Annotated in this window: 21 protein-coding genes; 16 read left to right on the top strand and 5 right to left on the bottom strand. The window is 34.8% G+C overall.

Annotated features, from left to right (window positions below; translation table 11 throughout):
• Positions 1 to 59 precede the first annotated feature (59 nt).
• Positions 60 to 512, top strand: a complete 453-nt coding sequence (locus NQZ71_RS22970) for a S1 domain-containing RNA-binding protein (RefSeq protein ID WP_144457106.1) — start codon at positions 60 to 62, stop codon at positions 510 to 512.
• Between the two features lie 391 nt (positions 513 to 903).
• Here NQZ71_RS22970 and NQZ71_RS22965 read toward each other — a convergent pair whose 3' ends face one another.
• Positions 904 to 1,317, bottom strand: a complete 414-nt coding sequence (locus tag NQZ71_RS22965) for a helix-turn-helix domain-containing protein (RefSeq protein WP_260055718.1) — start codon at positions 1,315 to 1,317, stop codon at positions 904 to 906.
• 367 nt (positions 1,318 to 1,684) lie between these two features.
• On the opposite strand from NQZ71_RS22965, the gene NQZ71_RS22960 reads away from it, so the two are divergent.
• Positions 1,685 to 2,173, top strand: a complete 489-nt coding sequence (locus NQZ71_RS22960; RefSeq protein WP_275008816.1) for a hypothetical protein — start codon at positions 1,685 to 1,687, stop codon at positions 2,171 to 2,173.
• Between the two features lie 133 nt (positions 2,174 to 2,306).
• Here NQZ71_RS22960 and NQZ71_RS22955 read toward each other — a convergent pair whose 3' ends face one another.
• Positions 2,307 to 3,149 (bottom strand): SDR family NAD(P)-dependent oxidoreductase, encoded by an 843-nt coding sequence (locus NQZ71_RS22955; RefSeq protein WP_317011799.1) that lies wholly within the window; start codon positions 3,147 to 3,149, stop codon positions 2,307 to 2,309.
• A gap of 132 nt (positions 3,150 to 3,281) precedes the next feature.
• Here NQZ71_RS22955 and NQZ71_RS22950 point away from each other — a divergent pair, with 132 nt between their 5' ends.
• The 4 genes from NQZ71_RS22950 (at position 3,282) to NQZ71_RS22935 (ending at position 6,048) form a co-directional block, all read left to right on the top strand.
• Complete coding sequence (locus NQZ71_RS22950; RefSeq protein WP_275008818.1) at positions 3,282 to 3,641, top strand: MerR family transcriptional regulator; 360 nt, start codon at positions 3,282 to 3,284, stop codon at positions 3,639 to 3,641.
• Between the two features lie 269 nt (positions 3,642 to 3,910).
• Positions 3,911 to 4,135: a hypothetical protein gene (locus NQZ71_RS22945; protein WP_144457116.1), complete on the top strand. Its 225-nt coding sequence runs from the start codon at positions 3,911 to 3,913 to the stop codon at positions 4,133 to 4,135.
• A 591-nt stretch (positions 4,136 to 4,726) separates the two neighbouring features.
• On the top strand, positions 4,727 to 5,350 hold the full coding sequence (locus NQZ71_RS22940) for a chloramphenicol phosphotransferase CPT family protein (protein WP_317011798.1): 624 nt from the start codon (positions 4,727 to 4,729) through the stop codon (positions 5,348 to 5,350).
• A gap of 167 nt (positions 5,351 to 5,517) precedes the next feature.
• Complete coding sequence (locus tag NQZ71_RS22935) at positions 5,518 to 6,048, top strand: cysteine hydrolase family protein (protein WP_317012519.1); 531 nt, start codon at positions 5,518 to 5,520, stop codon at positions 6,046 to 6,048.
• An 840-nt stretch (positions 6,049 to 6,888) separates the two neighbouring features.
• Here the strand turns inward: NQZ71_RS22935 and NQZ71_RS22930 are convergent.
• A complete protein-coding gene (locus tag NQZ71_RS22930; RefSeq protein WP_317011797.1) occupies positions 6,889 to 7,524 on the bottom strand; it encodes a pentapeptide repeat-containing protein in 636 nt (211 codons plus the stop codon).
• 360 nt (positions 7,525 to 7,884) lie between these two features.
• Between NQZ71_RS22930 and NQZ71_RS22925 the strand changes: the two genes are divergently transcribed.
• Positions 7,885 to 8,319, top strand: a complete 435-nt coding sequence (locus NQZ71_RS22925; protein ID WP_317011796.1) for a PH domain-containing protein — start codon at positions 7,885 to 7,887, stop codon at positions 8,317 to 8,319.
• Between the two features lie 485 nt (positions 8,320 to 8,804).
• On the opposite strand, the gene NQZ71_RS22920 is transcribed toward NQZ71_RS22925, so the two are convergent.
• Entirely contained in the window at positions 8,805 to 9,488 is a 684-nt protein-coding gene (locus tag NQZ71_RS22920; protein ID WP_394374136.1) for an Ltp family lipoprotein, read from the bottom strand.
• 615 nt (positions 9,489 to 10,103) lie between these two features.
• On the opposite strand from NQZ71_RS22920, the gene NQZ71_RS22915 reads away from it, so the two are divergent.
• The 4 genes from NQZ71_RS22915 to ahpF all read left to right on the top strand — a co-directional run bounded on the left by NQZ71_RS22915 (position 10,104) and on the right by ahpF (position 13,826).
• On the top strand, positions 10,104 to 10,280 hold the full coding sequence (locus NQZ71_RS22915; RefSeq protein ID WP_317011795.1) for a hypothetical protein: 177 nt from the start codon (positions 10,104 to 10,106) through the stop codon (positions 10,278 to 10,280).
• Positions 10,281 to 10,418: 138 nt separating this feature from the next.
• Complete coding sequence (locus NQZ71_RS22910; RefSeq protein WP_275008826.1) at positions 10,419 to 11,039, top strand: hypothetical protein; 621 nt, start codon at positions 10,419 to 10,421, stop codon at positions 11,037 to 11,039.
• A gap of 681 nt (positions 11,040 to 11,720) precedes the next feature.
• Positions 11,721 to 12,284, top strand: coding sequence for an alkyl hydroperoxide reductase subunit C (ahpC, locus tag NQZ71_RS22905; protein ID WP_127738603.1), 564 nt, complete (start codon positions 11,721 to 11,723; stop codon positions 12,282 to 12,284).
• Between the two features lie 12 nt (positions 12,285 to 12,296).
• Positions 12,297 to 13,826, top strand: coding sequence for an alkyl hydroperoxide reductase subunit F (gene ahpF / locus NQZ71_RS22900; protein ID WP_317011794.1), 1,530 nt, complete (start codon positions 12,297 to 12,299; stop codon positions 13,824 to 13,826).
• A 61-nt stretch (positions 13,827 to 13,887) separates the two neighbouring features.
• On the opposite strand, the gene NQZ71_RS22895 is transcribed toward ahpF, so the two are convergent.
• A complete protein-coding gene (locus tag NQZ71_RS22895; RefSeq protein WP_260055725.1) occupies positions 13,888 to 14,364 on the bottom strand; it encodes a hypothetical protein in 477 nt (158 codons plus the stop codon).
• Between the two features lie 804 nt (positions 14,365 to 15,168).
• On the opposite strand from NQZ71_RS22895, the gene NQZ71_RS22890 reads away from it, so the two are divergent.
• The 5 genes from NQZ71_RS22890 to NQZ71_RS22870 all read left to right on the top strand — a co-directional run bounded on the left by NQZ71_RS22890 (position 15,169) and on the right by NQZ71_RS22870 (position 18,962).
• On the top strand, positions 15,169 to 16,302 hold the full coding sequence (locus NQZ71_RS22890) for a polysaccharide deacetylase family protein (RefSeq protein ID WP_144457127.1): 1,134 nt from the start codon (positions 15,169 to 15,171) through the stop codon (positions 16,300 to 16,302).
• 290 nt (positions 16,303 to 16,592) lie between these two features.
• Positions 16,593 to 16,913: a PadR family transcriptional regulator gene (locus NQZ71_RS22885; protein WP_144457304.1), complete on the top strand. Its 321-nt coding sequence runs from the start codon at positions 16,593 to 16,595 to the stop codon at positions 16,911 to 16,913.
• Positions 16,914 to 16,963: 50 nt separating this feature from the next.
• Complete coding sequence (locus NQZ71_RS22880; protein WP_144457129.1) at positions 16,964 to 17,305, top strand: DUF1048 domain-containing protein; 342 nt, start codon at positions 16,964 to 16,966, stop codon at positions 17,303 to 17,305.
• Between the two features lie 145 nt (positions 17,306 to 17,450).
• Positions 17,451 to 18,212, top strand: coding sequence for an ABC transporter ATP-binding protein (locus tag NQZ71_RS22875; RefSeq protein WP_275008829.1), 762 nt, complete (start codon positions 17,451 to 17,453; stop codon positions 18,210 to 18,212).
• Positions 18,213 to 18,962 (top strand): ABC transporter permease, encoded by a 750-nt coding sequence (locus NQZ71_RS22870; RefSeq protein ID WP_144457132.1) that lies wholly within the window; start codon positions 18,213 to 18,215, stop codon positions 18,960 to 18,962.
• The last annotated feature ends 27 nt before the right edge of the window (positions 18,963 to 18,989 follow it).

Raw genomic sequence — 18,989 nt, 5'->3', positions numbered from 1 at the left:
TATACTATTTATTTGTTATAATAAACTGTTTTAATAAATGGAGGAGGCACATTATATTAATGTCAATCGAAGTAGGTAGTAAATTACAAGGTAAAGTAACTGGTATCACTAATTTTGGAGCATTCGTTGAATTACCAGGAGGAAAAACAGGTCTAGTGCATATCAGTGAGGTTGCTGATAACTATGTAAAAGATGTTAATGATCATCTTAAAATTGGTGATATGGTTGAAGTTAAGGTTTTAAGTGAAAAAGAAGGAAAGCTTGCTTTATCCATTAAGCAAACTGTAGATAGACCTGAAAGACCTGAAAGACCAGAAAGAGCTTCTTATTCTAAACCACGTCCCCGCCCAACTAACGGAAGAGGAAATGATCGTTCTAAAGGGAATTTTAAACCAAAAGAAACCTTTGAAGATAAGATTTCTCAATTCTTAAAGAGTAGTGAGGAGAGCTTATCAACTATTAAACGTAACGCGGAAGGTAAAAGAGGGGGAAGAGGAGGAAGACGTGGATAAGCTTTTTACAGTTTATTCACTATTCTTTTAAAGTGACCTAGTCATCCTAAATGCCTTTTGTAGGTTTAAGAACAAGTTAAACCTGCTAAAATGTTACTAAATAAACTAGATAATTGTTAAATTAGAAATGAAAAGGTGTATAACCAACCGCTGACTGGTAGTACACCTTTTTTTTGTTTGTAAAAGTTATAGTAAGTAGGACAAATCAAGTAACGTGTAATGTTTTTTTATACCTATCTTTAATAGTTAAAAATCAGTTCAAGTCAACGAAAGTTAACTGTCTGCAAATGACAAAAAACATCAGAAATAGAACAAGTTCCGTATCGAAATAGGCAAGAGTAAAATATCCTCTCTTAAGTGAATAGCTGGCCTGACTCCTTCATTCATCCAGCTAATCATATTGTTGATTAGCTTCCAGGCGGCAACTTACATCATTAATTGTTTCCATTCTATTTTCTAACAACATTTCCAATAATACCTTCACGTTTTCTTTATCTTTATATGTTAACTCAACTCCTTTATAGTTAATATGTTCTTGAGATAGAATCCAATCTATATCTGTTGAGAACATGGTTGTTTCATCTTTTTTTGAACTTCCTAATAGATAATCAGTCGTAGTATCAAAAACTTCCGCAATCTTAGGTAATAATTCCATTGGCGGTAGACGAAGTTGAGACTCGTATCCAGAATACATGGATGCTCCTATGTCTATCTTTTCAGCTGTATATTTGATAGTCCAATCTCTTTTGAGCCGGAGTTCTTTAAGACGATTTACAAGCTCTTCCGCAAATTGTTTGTTTTTCATGTTGTCCCCCTCTAGCAGTTCTTAATTGAGAATTTTTTTAGAATATTATAACAGAATCCTTTTGAAATTTCATACATAAATTAACGCTTTACAGAACTAAATATCACAATATCATGATTACCTGAACTTAATTATTCAAATTTAATGATAAAGAAGGAAGCAGATAAACTTTTTAGTCCAACCTCAAACTGAAATGGCTATGGCAAATCACGTTTGAATAATATGTATAATAAATAGTTAATCCGAATTGCTTACTTATATATATTTGAGTCCTGCTGCTAATAATGGTGGCCTTTGTCCTTCTTTTATCCATGAAACTTTTATGTTAGTGAATCGTATACAATAATTGGAAAGGGAGTGGAAACCTATGAATAAATGGGTAGGAATTATATTAGTTTTATTAATTATCAGTTTAGTGGGCTGTAGCAAAACCGAAGAAATTAAAGATGAGGATGTCCTTTCTTTACTGAAGGAGTATAAAACAGAGCAATACACGATAGAAGACCCTAAAGTAACGCCAACAGGAGATGAAATTGCAACAAAGGTAAAAGAATATCTTACTGAGGATGCTTTAGAAGCCCAAGAAGCAAACAGAATTTTTCAATTGGCTCCAGACCTTGCAAAGAATACTAATCATTCTATTGAGTTAACGAATGCTAATGTAAGCAAAAAGAAAGAAAATGATGATGGTAAAGTAATCTATACATACAATCTATCTTTAAAATTAACGGATATAAAGAATTCCTCCAGTCAGAATGTTGAGAAAAAAGGAGAAATAACCGTTTCAAACGAAAATGAACTAGTTATTACAAAAGATTGGCAAGAGACTTCAACATTCAAAGATCAAGTATTTTAAACAATCAAGCATTCTTAAAAATAAGAGCTTGTATTAACAGTTGAACTTGTTAAGTAGTTAATAATGAATAGAACATTCGTCCATCAAAGAAAAACAAGCTGTCGAGAAAGCTACGACAGCTTGTTTTTCTTAATTATAATGGCAAATATTCATTTTCATATATAGATTGTACCTGCATTAGTACTTTGCCTGCGTGCTGTTTGAATTGAAATACCGAAGGCTTTCCTTTTGAGAAATACACCCCCGCATCTTCAGGTGAACTTTCTAATCCAGCATACAATCGGCTTGCGCCAACACTTGGATGGGGACCAAAAAATTTAATGAACGGCTGGATAACCAGCGGCAATCCACCATTTCTGCCTTTTCGCATTGTATTGTTATTTCCTGGATCAATGCTGACAATAGTTATGCCTTCTTGCCTTAGCTTTGGTGCCAATGCATATGTCCACAACGTGATTGCTAGCTTCGTAGTTGCATATGGACCAATTAATTTCTGAAATTTAGGCGGATTTGCCAACTCCTCCGGTACAAAGGACTTCTTTATTTTAAATGCGTCTGAACTAGTCTGGATAACTATCCTGTGCTCGCCTTTTTTCAAAAGATCAAGCAATTCCATTGTGATGATATAGGGAACCACTGTTTGGATTTCATAATGCAGTTCACGTCCTTGCGGTGAAAAGAGAAGACTTGGGAAACTGCCTCCAGCATTATTGAAAAGAGCATCTAGCTTCGCTTCCTTCTCCTTAATTTGCATCAATGCAGTTTTAATTTTTGTGAAATCAGATAAATCGGCACGATAAATGCGGATGCTTCCTTGACGGATTTTTTGGTGGATATTAAGCTCCTCCTGGGGGAATTCGGAGCGAATTAAAGCAGCTACCTCCCACCCGTTTTCAATCAATTTTTTCGTCAGCTCAAGTCCTATTCCGCTGTTCGCCCCTGTAACAAGTGCTGTTTTTCTTTTTGATATGATCATTTTATAGCCTCCTATTTGTGAATGAATGTAGTATAGAACATGGAGTTAACTTCAGGTCAATACAAAAAAAATCTGCTTGACCTGGAGTCAACTCCATGTTTTATAATTGCGTTATAAAAAGGAGGCAGACGTATGTATACAATTAAACAGGCGAGTACGCTTACCAAATTAAGCATTGATACGATTAGATATTATGAAAAAGCCGGATTGCTTCCCAAGATAAAACGGCTGCCTAATAAACATCGAGTCTTTACACAACCTGATATTGAACGGCTGCAAATGATTACCTGTATGAAAAAAGCAAATCTTAGTTTAGATGAAGTGAAATTATATCTTGATATTGCAAATACTAGTAATATGAGCCCTGAAATGGTGGCTGGAATGCACCAGCATAAAGAAAAAGTGAAAAATCAAATGGCTCAATTACAGACTGTTTTAGATTTTATCGATGAAAAAATAGCTGAAGGAACATGGCTTAAGAGGAAAGCGTAATACCGATGCTTCAAGTTACCTTTGAGTTGTTTTGGCTGGAAGTTGAACGATTGAAAATCAGTTTTTTAAAATTTTTATGCCCAATGTATTAAAACTCCATCTCCTCCTGTCAGCTAGACAAAGAGCAGGTTAATAGGTACTTAACCTGCTTTACTTACTAAGATGTCCTATGTTAAGGTAAAAGTAATATAAAATTTTATATTATTTGGGGTCCTACCAGACTTTTTTTAGTCACCTTCCCTATATAATCGGGAAGGGGGATACTATAAATGTCTTTAGAGTATACAAAAACGATGCTGCAAACATTAAAGCAGTATCATACATCTGAAATTAACATGATTATTAATGGTAATGATGATAAACCATTACTTTTAATATGTTTTAAAGATGGTTGTTACGAACTAAAAAGTTTAAATACCTCCGTTGTTGAAATTTGTGACGACATTAACTCTACAATTTTTACAATTAACAAACTAATGAATGTAGTTATATAAACTAACTTAGAGGCTGGGACAAAAGTATGTGAATCTATGTAAAAACCGAACCATTTAATCGACTAATGATTTAATGGTTCGGTTTTTTGGTTTCTTTAGGATTAATACAACTGATTAGAAATCTTAGTGAAGTGGAGCGGAGGACACTCGACTCCTGCGGGAAATAGAGGACGCTTTAGACCCCGCAGGCGAAGACGAGGAGGCTCAGCTTCCTCCCCGCGGAAAGCGAGTGGCTGCAGCGCAATGAAACGAACTAATTTTAAACCCATATTCTATTTAGTCACGTGCTTCATTTTTCCAATTTAGATGTAATTTTATTATTCGTGTTTAGAAAGGTTATCTTTTGTTTTGTCCCAGCCTCTTTTTATCAGCAAGTTACAATAATGGAGGTAATCTGCCAATATAACGTCTGGTTCAAAGGAGGGGTATAATGCAATTTATATCTATAGAACCAAAGTTCCTTTTGTACCACTGATTCAATATAATTATAAGTGTAAATCTTTTTTCATTTCAACTTTCCGTATTGACGGATTATAAGAGTTATGCCGTAAGTAGCTCACTATATTACTTTGAAAATGGAGGGAGTAGTCAGTGGAAAATTCAAAAAAACTTGGTAAAATCGTAATACTTAATGGAGCTCCTAGGTCGGGAAAATCAAGCATAGCAGCGATTATCCAAGATTCCTTTGACGGAGTCTGGATGAATTTAGGTGTTGATCACTTCATGAAAATGACTCCAGAGCGTTATCAACCAGGTATCGGATTAAGACCTGGGGGAGAGCGTCCTGATCTTGAGCCGCTTATTGTTACTTTGTATCAAGCTATGTATGAGTCTATAGCTGCACATAGCCAATTAGGGCTTAATGTTGTCGTTGATGTTGGGCACCATGATTTTTATTCCACTAGTAGGGGTATTCTGGATAAATGTGCTAAGACTTTGAAGGACTTTCCTGTATTATTTGTAGGTGTTAAATGTAATGTGAATGTTATTATGGAACGAAGAATTGCAACTTGGGGTACTGGTTATACAGAAGCTGGCGCAGTGCCAGAAGCGGTAAACCGATGGCAGGATTCTGTTCACGTGCCTGGTATTTATGATATGGAACTGAATACATCGATGTTAAGCTCGGAAGAATGTGCTGCAGTAATCGGCAGGCGTTTAGAAGCAACTCCATTTGGCACGGCATTTAAGCAAATTGCAGATCTGAACATTTAAGAAACGAATAAAGTCAAAAGTTAGGTTATGAAATTATATTGATTGGTAGGAAATAAGCGTATAGTAATGCCATGTATTTACTTTTCAGTATAACTACAAAAATTTCTTGCATAATAACAATAAGCCAATATTATAAAGGTATTTTAAGATGTTAGAGCGTGATACATATGGAAAAAAGTAAAACGGCATTGTTAATTATTGATTACCAAGTTGTAGACTTTAACAGAAACGAAACACTGTATAAAAGCGAGAATTTTAAGAATAATATTAAGTCATTGGTAACAAATGCCCGTAAAAAAAACATCCCAATTTTTCTAACGAAACATAATGGGAAATTAGGCAGTCCAAGTCAAAAAGGATCAGCTGGCTGGTCCATTCATCCTTCTTTGGAGTTAAAGGGGGATGAAATTATTATAGAAAAGAATTATCCAGACTCCTTTCAACAAACAAACTTGGAAGCACAGTTAATGTTAAGAAATATTAATCATCTTGTGATTGCTGGTCTTGAAACAGAAATATGTGTCGACTCAACTTGTCGTCAAGCGTATAGTAAAGGATTTGCTGTTACTATTGTTAAAGATGGTCATAGTACATATAACAGTCAAAATATTGCTGCCGAGCAAATTATTATGCATCATAATAAAGTATTTAAAGATTGGTTTGCTAATGTTATGGATACAAACCAGATTGAATTTTAGTGTGTGCAATATATTTTTCAATTAGTGTTTTCGGAATGGACAGAAGGGTATTATCTTTTTGAAACCTTGCAATTTTTTATTAATCCTTCAGCTGCTGCCTTTAGCAGCTTTTTTTATGTAATTAAAATGGTTGTAAGAAGCTCCTTAGAAAAAGAACAATACACATGTACTAGCAAGTTCCACTAGGAGTGATTTCAGAAACATGAACTAACTTAATAGAAAACGGATTCTTTTTAATCTCTACGTAACCGCTATCATAAATGTATACAACTTCGTATTTCTCAGAACAATGTAGTACCTTTTCTCCTAGTTTAAGCATATGCGCACTCTCCCTCTTTCTTTTATTAATAGAATTACATATTCCTATACGTTTTGCAAAAGTATTTTTATTTAGTAAAAAGAAGGGGAAGAATAAGTAATTATTGATAAATTTCCCAAAAAAATTATTCACTAATATTTAGTGTGTGGGTATAGTAAAAAGTTCTTGTCGAGTATACTTTTATAGTTTGCGAATATTTGGTAACAAGTTTTTGGTGTTTTGTAATAAAGTGGAATGAATCGTGGAATTCCTTAATAGAAACGGTCGTGATTATTTTTAAAGCTGACTGTTTATACTTAAATCCATTTCGTCTAATATAGATTAAGGTCCTACCTTGACTTCATATGGAAAGGAAAGAAACCCAATACTGCTAGGAGCTGCAACGCACGCAAGTTTCTAAAAGCTAGCCAGCGTTTGCTCCTATAAAATATAGTATGGTGTTTTTACATATGGATTTAATAGCAAAACATAAAGGTAAAATATTTTATCAGTGTATTGGTTCTTTAAGGAGTTAAAGCATCCTAATTTTTTATAACTAATCCCATTAACGTTGCAAACTGGATAGCTTGCTTTGTTGAAACAATACAGCCATTTAAATTATCAATGGAAATAATAAGTGATTCAAACTTAGATGAACTTATATCTATTCCTTTTAACAATGTTTGTTCAAAATTTGCACCATTAAGATCGCATAGTTCGAATTCCACGTTCTTTAGTTTGCACTCATATAAATCAGTACTTCTTAAGACAGCTTCTAGAAAAACTACTTTTTCTAGCTTTGAATGTCCAAACGTAGCCATGTTTAATATCGAGTTTTCAAATTTTACATTGCCAATGCTAGATTCTGAAAAAATGGTGCCTAATAATTTGCAGTTTATGAATTCTGCTCTATGAATAGAAGAACCACTTAGGTTAGCATTAGAGAAATCGCAATTCTCGAAACGAACATCGGTAATGCTAATATTACTAAAATCAGTATGATTGAATTTGCAATTTTTTATAATAGCTTTTTCAAGGCGGACGCGATAAAGGGATTCATTTGTAAATTCTGAGTTAGTGATTGTACACATTTCAAGGATTGGATCTTCTTCGTAAAAAATATCACTAAATTTCTTATCAGATAACTCTAACGAAATTTTGGGTGCTGTGATTTTCATAAAGTAAACCTTCTTTCTCTTAATTAATATTTAAGAAGTTAACTAGCGAAAAGTATAGCATATTCAAAATTACCTAGCTAATGATATTTTTGTTAGTGAAGGTTTTCAATAATAGTAAGTATAAGAAAAGAAGTGCGTATTGTAGTAATGATTTAAAATTCCATTAATTTTTAAGTCTATACGCTCTCCGCTCAGCATATTCCGAACAAGGGAGACAAAGATTAATTAATTTACCTTCTTCATAATAATAGGCTCGTAATGGCTAGTGTGGATAAGCCGGAACTATTTAAGAAATAGGCAAACTCCCCTATTAATGTTTGCGGGTTACTTGTTATCATTAGTATTGGAGGTGAATGAACAATGAAGTTTATGCCGAAAAAAGACTGGTGGCTTTCCGCTATTAATTGGGGAGGGATGTTACTTGCTATTGGGGGTTCTTTCTTTGCATTAATAGCCGCTACCTATAATATATTCGTTTTTCTTATATTAGTTATTGTTGGTGTGGGAGTTCCTTTATTAATGATATGGACATGGTTAACAACCTATTACGTAGTGAACGAAACACACTTGATTATCCGGTACGGTCCCTTTAAAACGACTATTCCTTTAGAAGCCATTAAATCTATTCAAAAGACTAATAATCCCATATCAAGTCCCGCTCCTTCCTTGAAACGTCTGGAGATTCAGTTTAATGCGTTTGATTCAGTTCTAATTTCCCCAAAAGATAGAGATGCGTTCATGGAATACCTTTCTGAACATTGTCCGCACGTCTCTATAAAAAATATCCAGTCATAAAAAAACAAAATGAAAAGAAAACTTTATAAGAAAACGAGGGCTAAGACAGGAAGCCGCTTTCTTAGCTGTTTGTCTATATTATTTATTTATAACATCTTCAGCATCTTAATCTAAAAGTATTAGTTACTTAACAAATTTGTTTATTGCGTAATATCAAATTCTAATGTATATTGCGTATATGGATATTTATGTAATTGTTGGATATGTATGGATGTGGTAGCGTGATTAGTAACAAAAAGGATATAACGGACGTTATAATGTACTCGGTGTTATTGGTTTTCTTTACGTGGTGGAATATCACAGGCTTTTTATACAGCGGATTAATTGCTTTTAAAATTAAGAGAATCTTTTTTTGTAGAAAGAAAGAGGCTGTATAATTTTCTTTCTAAAGCAGCAACTAACGAGGTATTGTTTGTAAAGACAGGATTGACCTATGCTATTTTTAAAGCCCTCCACTAAAGAAAGTAGAGGGCTGTTTATGCGTTTTATTTATCTAAATTCTTAATGGCGTAATCGGCTTCTTCTTGTGTGAATTTTTCACCATTCTCCGAGGTTAATTGGTCTCTTATCGCTTCAGGTGACATATCCATTGTTTCCTGATAACTTTTTGCTTTAGCTAATGCATTTTCCTTGAAATCGGCCTTCATATTATCAATCGCGTACTGTGCTTCGTCTGCGGTAAATTTTTCACCCTGTTCGGAAACAAGTTGGTCGTAGATACCTTGTTTTGACATATTGGCAGTTTCTGAATAGGATTCAGCTTTTTTCAAAGCGTTTGCTTTCCAGTCATATTCGAGTTTCCCCATGGCATACTCAGCTGCCTCTTTAGAAAACTTCTCACCATACTCTGAAGTTAATTGGTCATAAATGGCGTTTTTAGACATGTTCATTGTTTCTGCATACGATTCAGCTTTTTCTAAAGCAGACTTATATTCGCTTGGAACATTATCTTCTTCCTTCGTTTCTTTTCCTTCTTCCTTTGTTGTCTGGGTTGTACCTGTATTGTTATCTTTTTCAGTATCATCGCCACCTGAAGCGACAGCGATGATGATGATTAGGATAATAAGCACGATAATTCCTAAACATCCAAATTTGAAAAATTTTTTCAAGAAAATTCCCTCCTGTTGTTTATATTTTATTACCGATTTTATAGAGGTTTGACAATGCATTGACTATATATTTTGCAGAGATAAACCAATTTAGACAAAAAAAGAGAAAACAAGGTGGAAAATGGGAATGAAGACTTTTTACTAATACCATCCCTCAAAAACAGAATATTATGAGAGAAAACCACAATTTAAATTTCTTAGTGACTTGCTAAGTTGTAATACTTATAATGAGTAACTGTTTTGTTTCCATCGAACCGATACTGACAGGATGATGACGATTGGAAGTGTTATAATGGGAGCTACTTAACTAAGCAGAAGGGGAATAAATATGACGAGTATCCTAAATAAGGGTTATATTGAAATTACCGAAATAACTCATATATGCGGATATTTGCAAAATATATAAAGACATAGTAATCATTTTTATACAAATGGGGAATTAACTAACTTCATTAAAATGAAGGTTACAGATGTTGACAAAGTGACGCTGACAGGTGTGAGCTAACATTACTGCATCAAAGAGGAAAACTATGGTTCTGCTGTCAACAGTATTCAGACTGATGAAAAAATAGTACTAAGAGACAAAGTAGAGGACAAAAAGGATTTTGATTATGTGTGGGCATTTACCATGTCATGCTCGGAGAATGAACATATTTTGAAATGGTACAAGAAGACATGGAGAAAGAATATCTTTGGACCGTCAAAAAGATTATTGAGGACAGAATTCTATTAGTGGAAAAGGATGAGGTATTTCGATATGCCGAAATGGACTATACCGCTACTATAGAACAAATGAAGGAATCTGCTAACAGTTTAAGAAAAAAAAAACCGAAAGGGCAACAAGAATATTAATAAAGGATTTCTCTATTTCTAGACTATTTGAACTGTTCATTCGTCAATTTGAAACCCAATCCCCTCCTTTACCGTAGATAAACCAAATAATTACAACATTCCTTTATCTAACAACTAACGGTTATAAGGAGGATTCTGATGAAGAAAGGTAGAGAGCCAATATTACACACGAATGTCGTAAGCATTATCCTTTTTTGCTTCTTTTTTTCACTATTAACAGGCGCTGTTACAGAAAACTTAAAGATTTTCATTGGCACTATGCTAACGGTCCCAATCATATCTTTTTTAGTATTTATCCTTTGGTTAAAGTTAGGACACAGTGGTATTCTTTTGAATAGTGTCAATGTTTTTATCATGTTGACAATGATGTCCGTCTATTTTTCTATTCCTTTATTCAGTATTATATGGGGCCACTGGACGGTTTGGTTTACAATTTTCATCCATCTAGCTACGTTTGTTGTTGGTTTTATCAAACGAGAATTTTTAGCTCTTAGACTCAACGGCATAAAGGACAGTAAAAGAAAAGAACCTAGTCGCTTTTTACTATATTACTTCGTGAGTATATTTGCAGTAGGTACAGCAGGATTTATCATTTTACAAGTTTCACTAGCGACAAGTGCAAGTGGCCTTTCCTTATTTACTTTTTTGCATTTTTTCGCTTACATGTTCTTTGCTATAAGTCCTGCGTTCCTTGTCCGTTCAGAACGTGCATTAGAATTGGGGATAATATCGCAGCGGCACTATGATGAATACAATTAGAGTCTTGGAGAATCTATATAAAAGACTCTCCTTTTTCTATTAATTAGGTGAATAGGAATCTTTCCAATAAACAGGAAGGGTATGGCGCTTTTTGGGAAATAATAAGTATTAGGTAATTCGTACGCTAAAATAAAATACATGATAATCTATATAAAAACCAAGAAGATGGTGAAATGAAAACATGCAAGTTCCAATGTAGTTCTTAACTAGGCTGTGTTTACAATTCAAAGAATCGTAATTTCTGCATGCTATGTTTATTATATGACTTTATCTATTATCAAGAATGAATGATTATAATTGCAAAGGAAAAAATAAAAAAGTTCTCTAAAAAATGATATCCCAGCTTACATGTGAAACACATTATTATTTAAGCCAATGTAATTGAAAAAATCACGGAAAAAACTATTGGCATTGAATTGTTGCAATTAGATGTTTTAGCCGAAGAAGGTAAGCGGAATATCATTTAAAAATATAGGGATTTCCTATGCTGAAGGCTACTCGTCTCCGTAATATTAGGAGTAATTTATAATTAAATTAATTATTAAAGGATATTTTATTTGATTATAAATAGTAATTATTTTATAATACTAATTATAACTTGGTGTTGTTGAGTGGAAATTAATTTTAAATTAATATATATATCAACTTTACAATAACCTATTTTAAGGAGGAAATTTTTTTATGTCATTAATCGGTAAAGAAGTCGCAGCATTCTCAGCAAAAGCATTCCACAACGGTGAATTCATCGATGTTTCTGAACAAAACTTAAAAGGTCAATGGAGTGTAGTTTGCTTCTACCCAGCAGATTTCACATTCGTATGCCCAACTGAATTAGAAGACCTTCAAAACCAATATGGTGCTTTGAAAGATCTTGGAGTAGAAGTTTATTCTGTTTCTACTGACACTCATTTCACTCATAAAGCATGGCACGATCATTCTGATGCTATCGGAAAAATCGAATACATAATGATCGGTGACCCATCTCAAAAAATCTCTCGCATCTTTGATGTGTTGAATGAAGAAGAAGGCCTTGCTGATCGCGGTACTTTCATCATTGATCCAGACGGCGTTATCCAAACAGTTGAAATCAATGCAGACGGAATTGGCCGTGATGCAAGCACACTTGTAAACAAAATTAAAGCTGCACAATATGTTCGCAACAATCCAGGTGAAGTTTGCCCAGCTAAATGGCAAGAAGGTTCTGAAACACTTAAGCCAAGCCTTGATCTTGTTGGAAAAATCTAAGGAGTGTCATCAATGTTATTAGATGGGGAGATTAAAGCACAATTAGAACAATATCTTCAGCTGATGGAAGGCGACGTTTTACTAAAGGTTAGTGCAGGTACTGATAAAGTATCTAGTGATATGCTTTCCTTAGTAGATGAATTGGCTACAATGTCGTCAAGAATTAAAGTGGAAAATACTACTTTAGAAAGAACACCAAGCTTTAGTGTTAACCGTATTGGAGAAGATACTGGTGTCATTTTTGCTGGGATTCCATTAGGCCATGAATTTACTTCATTAGTTTTGGCACTGCTGCAGGTGAGCGGGAGAGCTCCTAAAGTAGACCAAAGCTTGCTTGATCAAATTAAGAATATTAAAGGTGAATACCATTTCGAATCATATATCAGTTTAACTTGCCACAACTGTCCAGATGTTGTCCAAGCATTGAATGTGATGAGTATTTTTAATCCTCAAATATCACATACGATGATTGACGGTGGAGCTTTTAAAGAGGAAGTTGAAAGCAAGGATATTATGGCAGTGCCAACTGTTTTCGTTAATGGCGAACCATTCGGCAGCGGCCGTATGACGTTAGAAGAAATTCTTAATAAAATCGGCAGCGGTCCAGATGCTTCAGAGCTTTCTAATAAAGACCCTTATGATGTATTAGTTGTCGGCGGCGGTCCAGCTGGTGCAAGTGCAGCTATTTATGCAGCACGTAAAGGTATACGCACTGGAATTGTAGCGGAGCGTTTTGGCGGACAAGTTATGGATACTTTGGGTATTGAAAACTTCATTAGTGTGAAGCATACAGAAGGTCCCAAGCTTGTAGCAAGCCTTGAGGAGCATGTGAAGGAATATGGCATCGATGTCATGAACTTACAGCGTGCTAAACGTTTAGAAAAGAAAGATTTAATTGAATTAGAGCTAGAAAATGGAGCTGTTCTTCAAAGTAAATCTGTCATTCTATCTACAGGAGCTCGTTGGAGAAATGTTAACGTGCCTGGAGAAGCTGAGTTCAAAAACAAAGGTGTTGCGTACTGCCCTCACTGTGACGGACCATTGTTTGAAGGAAAAGACGTAGCTGTTATCGGCGGCGGTAACTCTGGTATTGAGGCTGCAATTGATTTAGCAGGAATTGTTAAGCATGTTACAGTGCTTGAATTCATGCCAGAATTAAAAGCAGATCAAGTATTGCAGGATCGTCTATACAGCCTACCAAACGTAACAGTATTAAAGAACGTACAAACAAAAGAAATTACCGGTACTGATAAAGTTAACGGCATTTCTTATATCGATCGTGATACAGAAGAGGTTCACCATGTTGAGCTTCAAGGTGTGTTCGTTCAGATTGGTCTTGTGCCAAATACTGACTGGTTAGGTGACACGATTGAACGTACTCGATTCGGTGAAATCGTTGTTGATAGACACGGATCTACAAACATCCCTGGAGTATTTGCTGCTGGAGATTGTACAAATAGTGCATATAAGCAGATTATTATTTCCATGGGATCAGGTGCTACTGCTGCATTAGGAGCATTTGATTATCTAATCCGCAATTAAACAATAAAAAACTGTCGACAAATTATGTTTGTCGACAGTTTTTTTTGCTATTTTCCCCATTTTACTGCTTCTGTACACTAGTATTGCTTCTTTCAACAAGGTATTGTAACAAATACAATAACGGTGCTTTCATTAAGAAATAGATAAAAAACTGGATATTGTTAAAGCGAACTAATGTGTAGTATTTCAGTTTTTTTGCAGCAAAAGTATAAGGAAATGCAAAAAACGCATGTATGAGGGCATTGATTAGCATAAACTTCTTGAAATTCCCATAGGCAATCTTTAATGTCCACATGGTAATAAAGATAAATGGACCGGTATTAAAGGGCAATTCATCAACAACATAAGTGTTTGGCTTATTATAAAACACCCACCACTTACGATCTTTTCCAACCTTCGCATGCAAAATTTCAATAATACCGATTATTATGGTAGCTGGAAGAAATCTTTTTATATTTTTAATACCAATAAAATACAGAGATAACCAGGAGATTGTAACCATACAAATATTAAATATTGCTTGAATCTTAAATGACATAGTTAAATCCTCACATATTTTTATTATTATGATTGGTTTTTTTTTCTTTATTATTCATAAAAAGTGTTTTAAAAAAGTCATTGTAATATGAGAAATAATATCCCGTTGCAAATTGGAAGCTTTAAATCACTAATATTTTCTGTTGAGACATTATTTAAACGCAATCATATCTAAAAATTGATAAAATAATGAAATTTTCTTAAAAAAAATGAAACTTTTCTTGAAGAAAACTCGTTTTTTATAGTATAGATATAGGAAGTATTCCATTTATTTTTCTCTCTTATGTATTTAGTATTAAACATAGTGTAAGAGAGTATTTCATTAGTTTTATTTAAAAGGGTAGATTTTTAATTGCACACTTTTAAACCGGGTAAAATTTCAATTGCAGAAATACTATTTATAGGTAATCAATTGTTCATACTTACAACAATCATTCCTTTAGTTAAACAAATTAGTTTATTTTTAAGAATAGTCCATTGGTGATAAAGAAATTATTTCAAAAATATGCTAAAATATTACATAAATATAATGAAGTTAAGTTATTTTTGATACATTGAAAGAATCAAGGCAAGTACCATTAAATTTTTAAAAATGTATGCTGCATGAAACAGAATGAAGTGTTTGTTTTTACTTTTATCTTTATAAATTAAAGTTAATTTTAAAAGAAGGTCAAACAATTTCTTATTTTGAGTAGTTGTTTGCCTTTTTTATTTTGGTGTTTTTTGTTAATGGAAAAGGGAAAAGAGAAAAGAGATAAAATACATATTGTCATAAGTTAAAAGATAGAAAGAGAAGGGCAGTAAAATGAAAAAAATTAAAGTTATCGTATTTAGTATTTTAGCCATATTATTAGTTTTAGTCATGGCCGAAAAGAATAGAATATTATCAAGTGACACTGCGCCAAAACAAATGGAAGAAGACAAAATGACAAGTAAACAAGATGAAGTTCAAATAGAGGGAAACAATAACGTTGAAAATACGACTGAAAATAAAAATGCTGAAAATACGAAGGAAGATAATGAGGATGTAAAGCCCACAGAAGAAAATCAGAATGAAAAAACAACCGAAGAAAAACAAAACGAAAAAGTAACAGACGATAAGCAGGAGGAAAAGACAACAGAAGATAAGCAGAATGAAAAGATGACAGAAAGTAAAAAGGACGAAAAGGTAACAGAAGATAACCAGGAAGATAAGACTACAAATGATTCAAAGAAGGAAGAAAAAGTAACAGAAGACAAAGCGGTTGAAAAACCAACAGGGGATAATAAGAGTAACAATGCAACCGAAAATAACAAGAATGAAAAAACCGTTTATCTTACTTTCGATGATGGACCTACCGCTTCTTCTTTAGAAATATTGGATATTCTCGACAAGTACAAGGTTAAAGCAACATTCTTTATGTTAGAACCGGGAATGAAGGCATTTCCTGACGCGGTAAAACGGACTGTGAAAGATGGGCATGGAGTTGGTTTACATGGTGTTACACATGATGTCAGTAAATTTTATCAATCACCAGAATCTGCTTTACAGGAAATGCAAACTGCTCAAGAAACATTACTGAGCATAACAGGTGTTAAAACAAATCTAATCCGCACACCATATGGCAGCATTCCTTATTTAACAGATTCATTTAGAAAGGTTTTAAGTGATAATAAATTTATCTTATGGGACTGGAATGTGGACAGTGATGATTGGAGTGCTTCTAATAAAAATTATGTCCAAGACGTCATTGATCAATTAAAAACGTTAGATCCGTCTAAACATGCTCCGATTATTTTAATGCATGACCGAAGTGGGACTGTCTCACAACTCCCGGAGTTATTAAATTATTTACAAAAAAACAACTATCAAACAGAAATAATTGATAACGAGCTTGATTCATATAGTTTTGAGTGTCATGATCGTTGTTATCCACATAATAGCAGCAAAGCTCAATAATAATATGATTCTTGCAGTTTGCATGTTAAATACTTATGTAAAACCACTGCCTTTTAAGGTAGTGGTTGTTTGCATTATGTGATTAGGGGTTTTTTATAGGTGTGTAAAATGGATAGCTGACTATTTTTTTATTATTTAAAAGCTCCCATTGACTCCTCTTCTACTCGGTGCTACAATGTAGCTGTAATCAGTAATACTGAATAGCTAACAAAATGCTGTTCGGTATCATTTTTATTTTAGTACTAAGTAACACTGAATATAAGTCACACAAAATAGAGGAGGCGCTGAACATCGAAAATTTAACTGAAATGCTAAAGGGTTCCTTAGAGGGCTGTGTACTGGAAATCATCAGTCGTAAAGAAACCTATGGCTACGAGATTACCCGTCGCTTAAATGAGCTTGGGTTTACCGAGGTTGTGGAAGGAACAGTCTACACCATTCTTGTGCGACTTGAGAGGAAAAAACTGGTCAACATAGAAAAGAAACCATCTGATATGGGACCGCCGCGAAAGTTTTATTCACTTAATGAGGCTGGTCGGCAGGAGCTTGAATTGTTTTGGAAAAAGTGGGATTTCGTATCTTCGAAAATTGGTGTCTTAAAGTCAACATAGCTTCATGAGAAATACTGCTGCTTAGTTTTTAAAACAAGGAGGAAAATAATATGTTGGAAATGTTTAAAAAAATGCTTGGTGATAAAAAAGAATATAAGATGATGATGGCACGGGTTGAAGCATTGCCAGAGGACTACCAGTTTGTCTTTAAGAAAATCCAAAACTATATGTGGCAATTCTCTGCAGGCAACGGAATGGATATGCTGCATATTCAGTATGAATTAATAGAGTTATTTGAAGGTGGTGCAGCAGAAGGCAGACAAGTGCTGGAGATAACTGGTGAAGATGTTGCCACATTTGCTGATGAGCTTGTCGCAAACGCAAAAACATATGTTGCTAAGTACCGTGAAGATTTGAATAAGAGTATCATGGATGAATTAGGAAAAAAGTGAAATGGAATAGTTTGAATCCAGACTGAATAGCTGATTGTTATTTTCCTTCGTTATTCAGTTATATTTTTAATTTGGTACTAAGTAATACTGAATATTAGTCAGACTATATAGCTGGTTCTAAAATTATCCTTTAGGAGGCAAAAAAATGAGCAGTCCAGTAATTTCTGTTAAGGGACTAAAAAAAGCCTTTAAAGACAAAGAGGTATTAAAAGAAGTGAACTTTGAAGTGCAGCGTGGTGAAATTTTTGCCCTGCTTGGCTCAAATGGAGCTGGTAAAACGACAACGGTAAATATCCTGTCAACGCTGCTGAAGCCTGATGGTGGTGAGGTTGCAATTTGTGGCCATAATGTCATGGTTCATTCTGAGCTTGTACGCAAAAGCATTAGTCTGACAGGACAGTTTTCCGCTTTAGACGGTATGCTGACAGGAAGAGAAAATCTGCTGATGATTGCCAAGCTGCGGAGAGTACCCAATCCAGCACAAGTTGCTGATACACTTCTTGCGAAATTCAGTCTGCAAGAAGCGGCCAACCTTTGCGCAGACAAATATTCAGGTGGAATGAGGCGCCGGCTTGATATTGCTATGAGTCTGATTGGAACACCTGAAGTAATTTTTCTCGATGAACCGACGACAGGGCTTGATCCTGAAGCGCGACTTGAGGTCTGGAATACTGTCAAGGAGCTCGCCCGCGGCGGCACAACGATTTTGCTGACAACCCAGTACTTGGAGGAAGCAGAACAACTGGCAGACCGCATCTCCATTTTGCATGACGGAAAGATCATCACGACAGGTACCCTTAATGAACTTAAAGAGATGTTTCCGAAAGCGGAAGTGAAATATATCGAGAAGCAGCCAACATTAGAGGAAATATTCCTCGCAATCATTAGCAAAAAGGAGGAGAAATAGATGAACAGCAATACTGGAGTACTACTTGGGCGTTTAATGCGAAATATTATGCGTAGCCCTGACACGATTATTACAGTGGCGATTACGCCGATTATGATGATGCTGCTGTTTGTTTATGTATTCGGCGGTGCCATCAAGACAGGCACGGATAACTACGTTAATTATTTATTGCCGGGAATTTTGCTTATGGCGATTGCATCTGGTGTCGCTTATACTTCTGTAAGACTGTTCAATGATGTTAAGAGCGGTTTAATGGCAAGATTTTATACTATGCCTATCAAGCGCTCTGCAGTATTATGGGCTCATGTGTTAACATCACTAGTTTCGAATGCACTTACTGTCGTGCTGGTTATTCTTGTCGCGCTCTTAATGGGTTTCCGCACAAGCGCTCATATCGTTGAGTGGCTTGCGGTTGCTGGGATATTAGGGTTGTTTACCCTGGCACTAACATGGCTGGCGATCATTCCTGGATTAACAGCTGTTTCAATGGAAGGGGCAACAGCCTATTCATACCCACTAGTATTCCTGCCCTTTATAAGTTCTGCCTTTGTTCCGACAGAAACGATGCCTACAATTGTTCGTGTGTTCGCTGAGAACCAGCCTGTAACGTCAATCGTAAACAGTATTCGAGCCCTCTTATATGAAGGTTATGTTGGAAACGATATTTGGATTGCGCTTGTCTGGTGTGTGGGGATAACGATACTAGCTTACGTATTCGCTAGTAAAGAGTTTAAGCGTAAATTAGGGTAAGTACCTTATCAGATGGAAATGAGGCTG

Origin of the sequence: Niallia taxi, assembly GCF_032818155.1 — a bacterium.
Classification (GTDB): Bacteria; Bacillota; Bacilli; order Bacillales; family Cytobacillaceae; genus Niallia; species Niallia taxi_A.
Note: the sequence above shows the minus strand (reverse complement) of the source record. Positions and strands in the feature narration are given on the sequence as shown.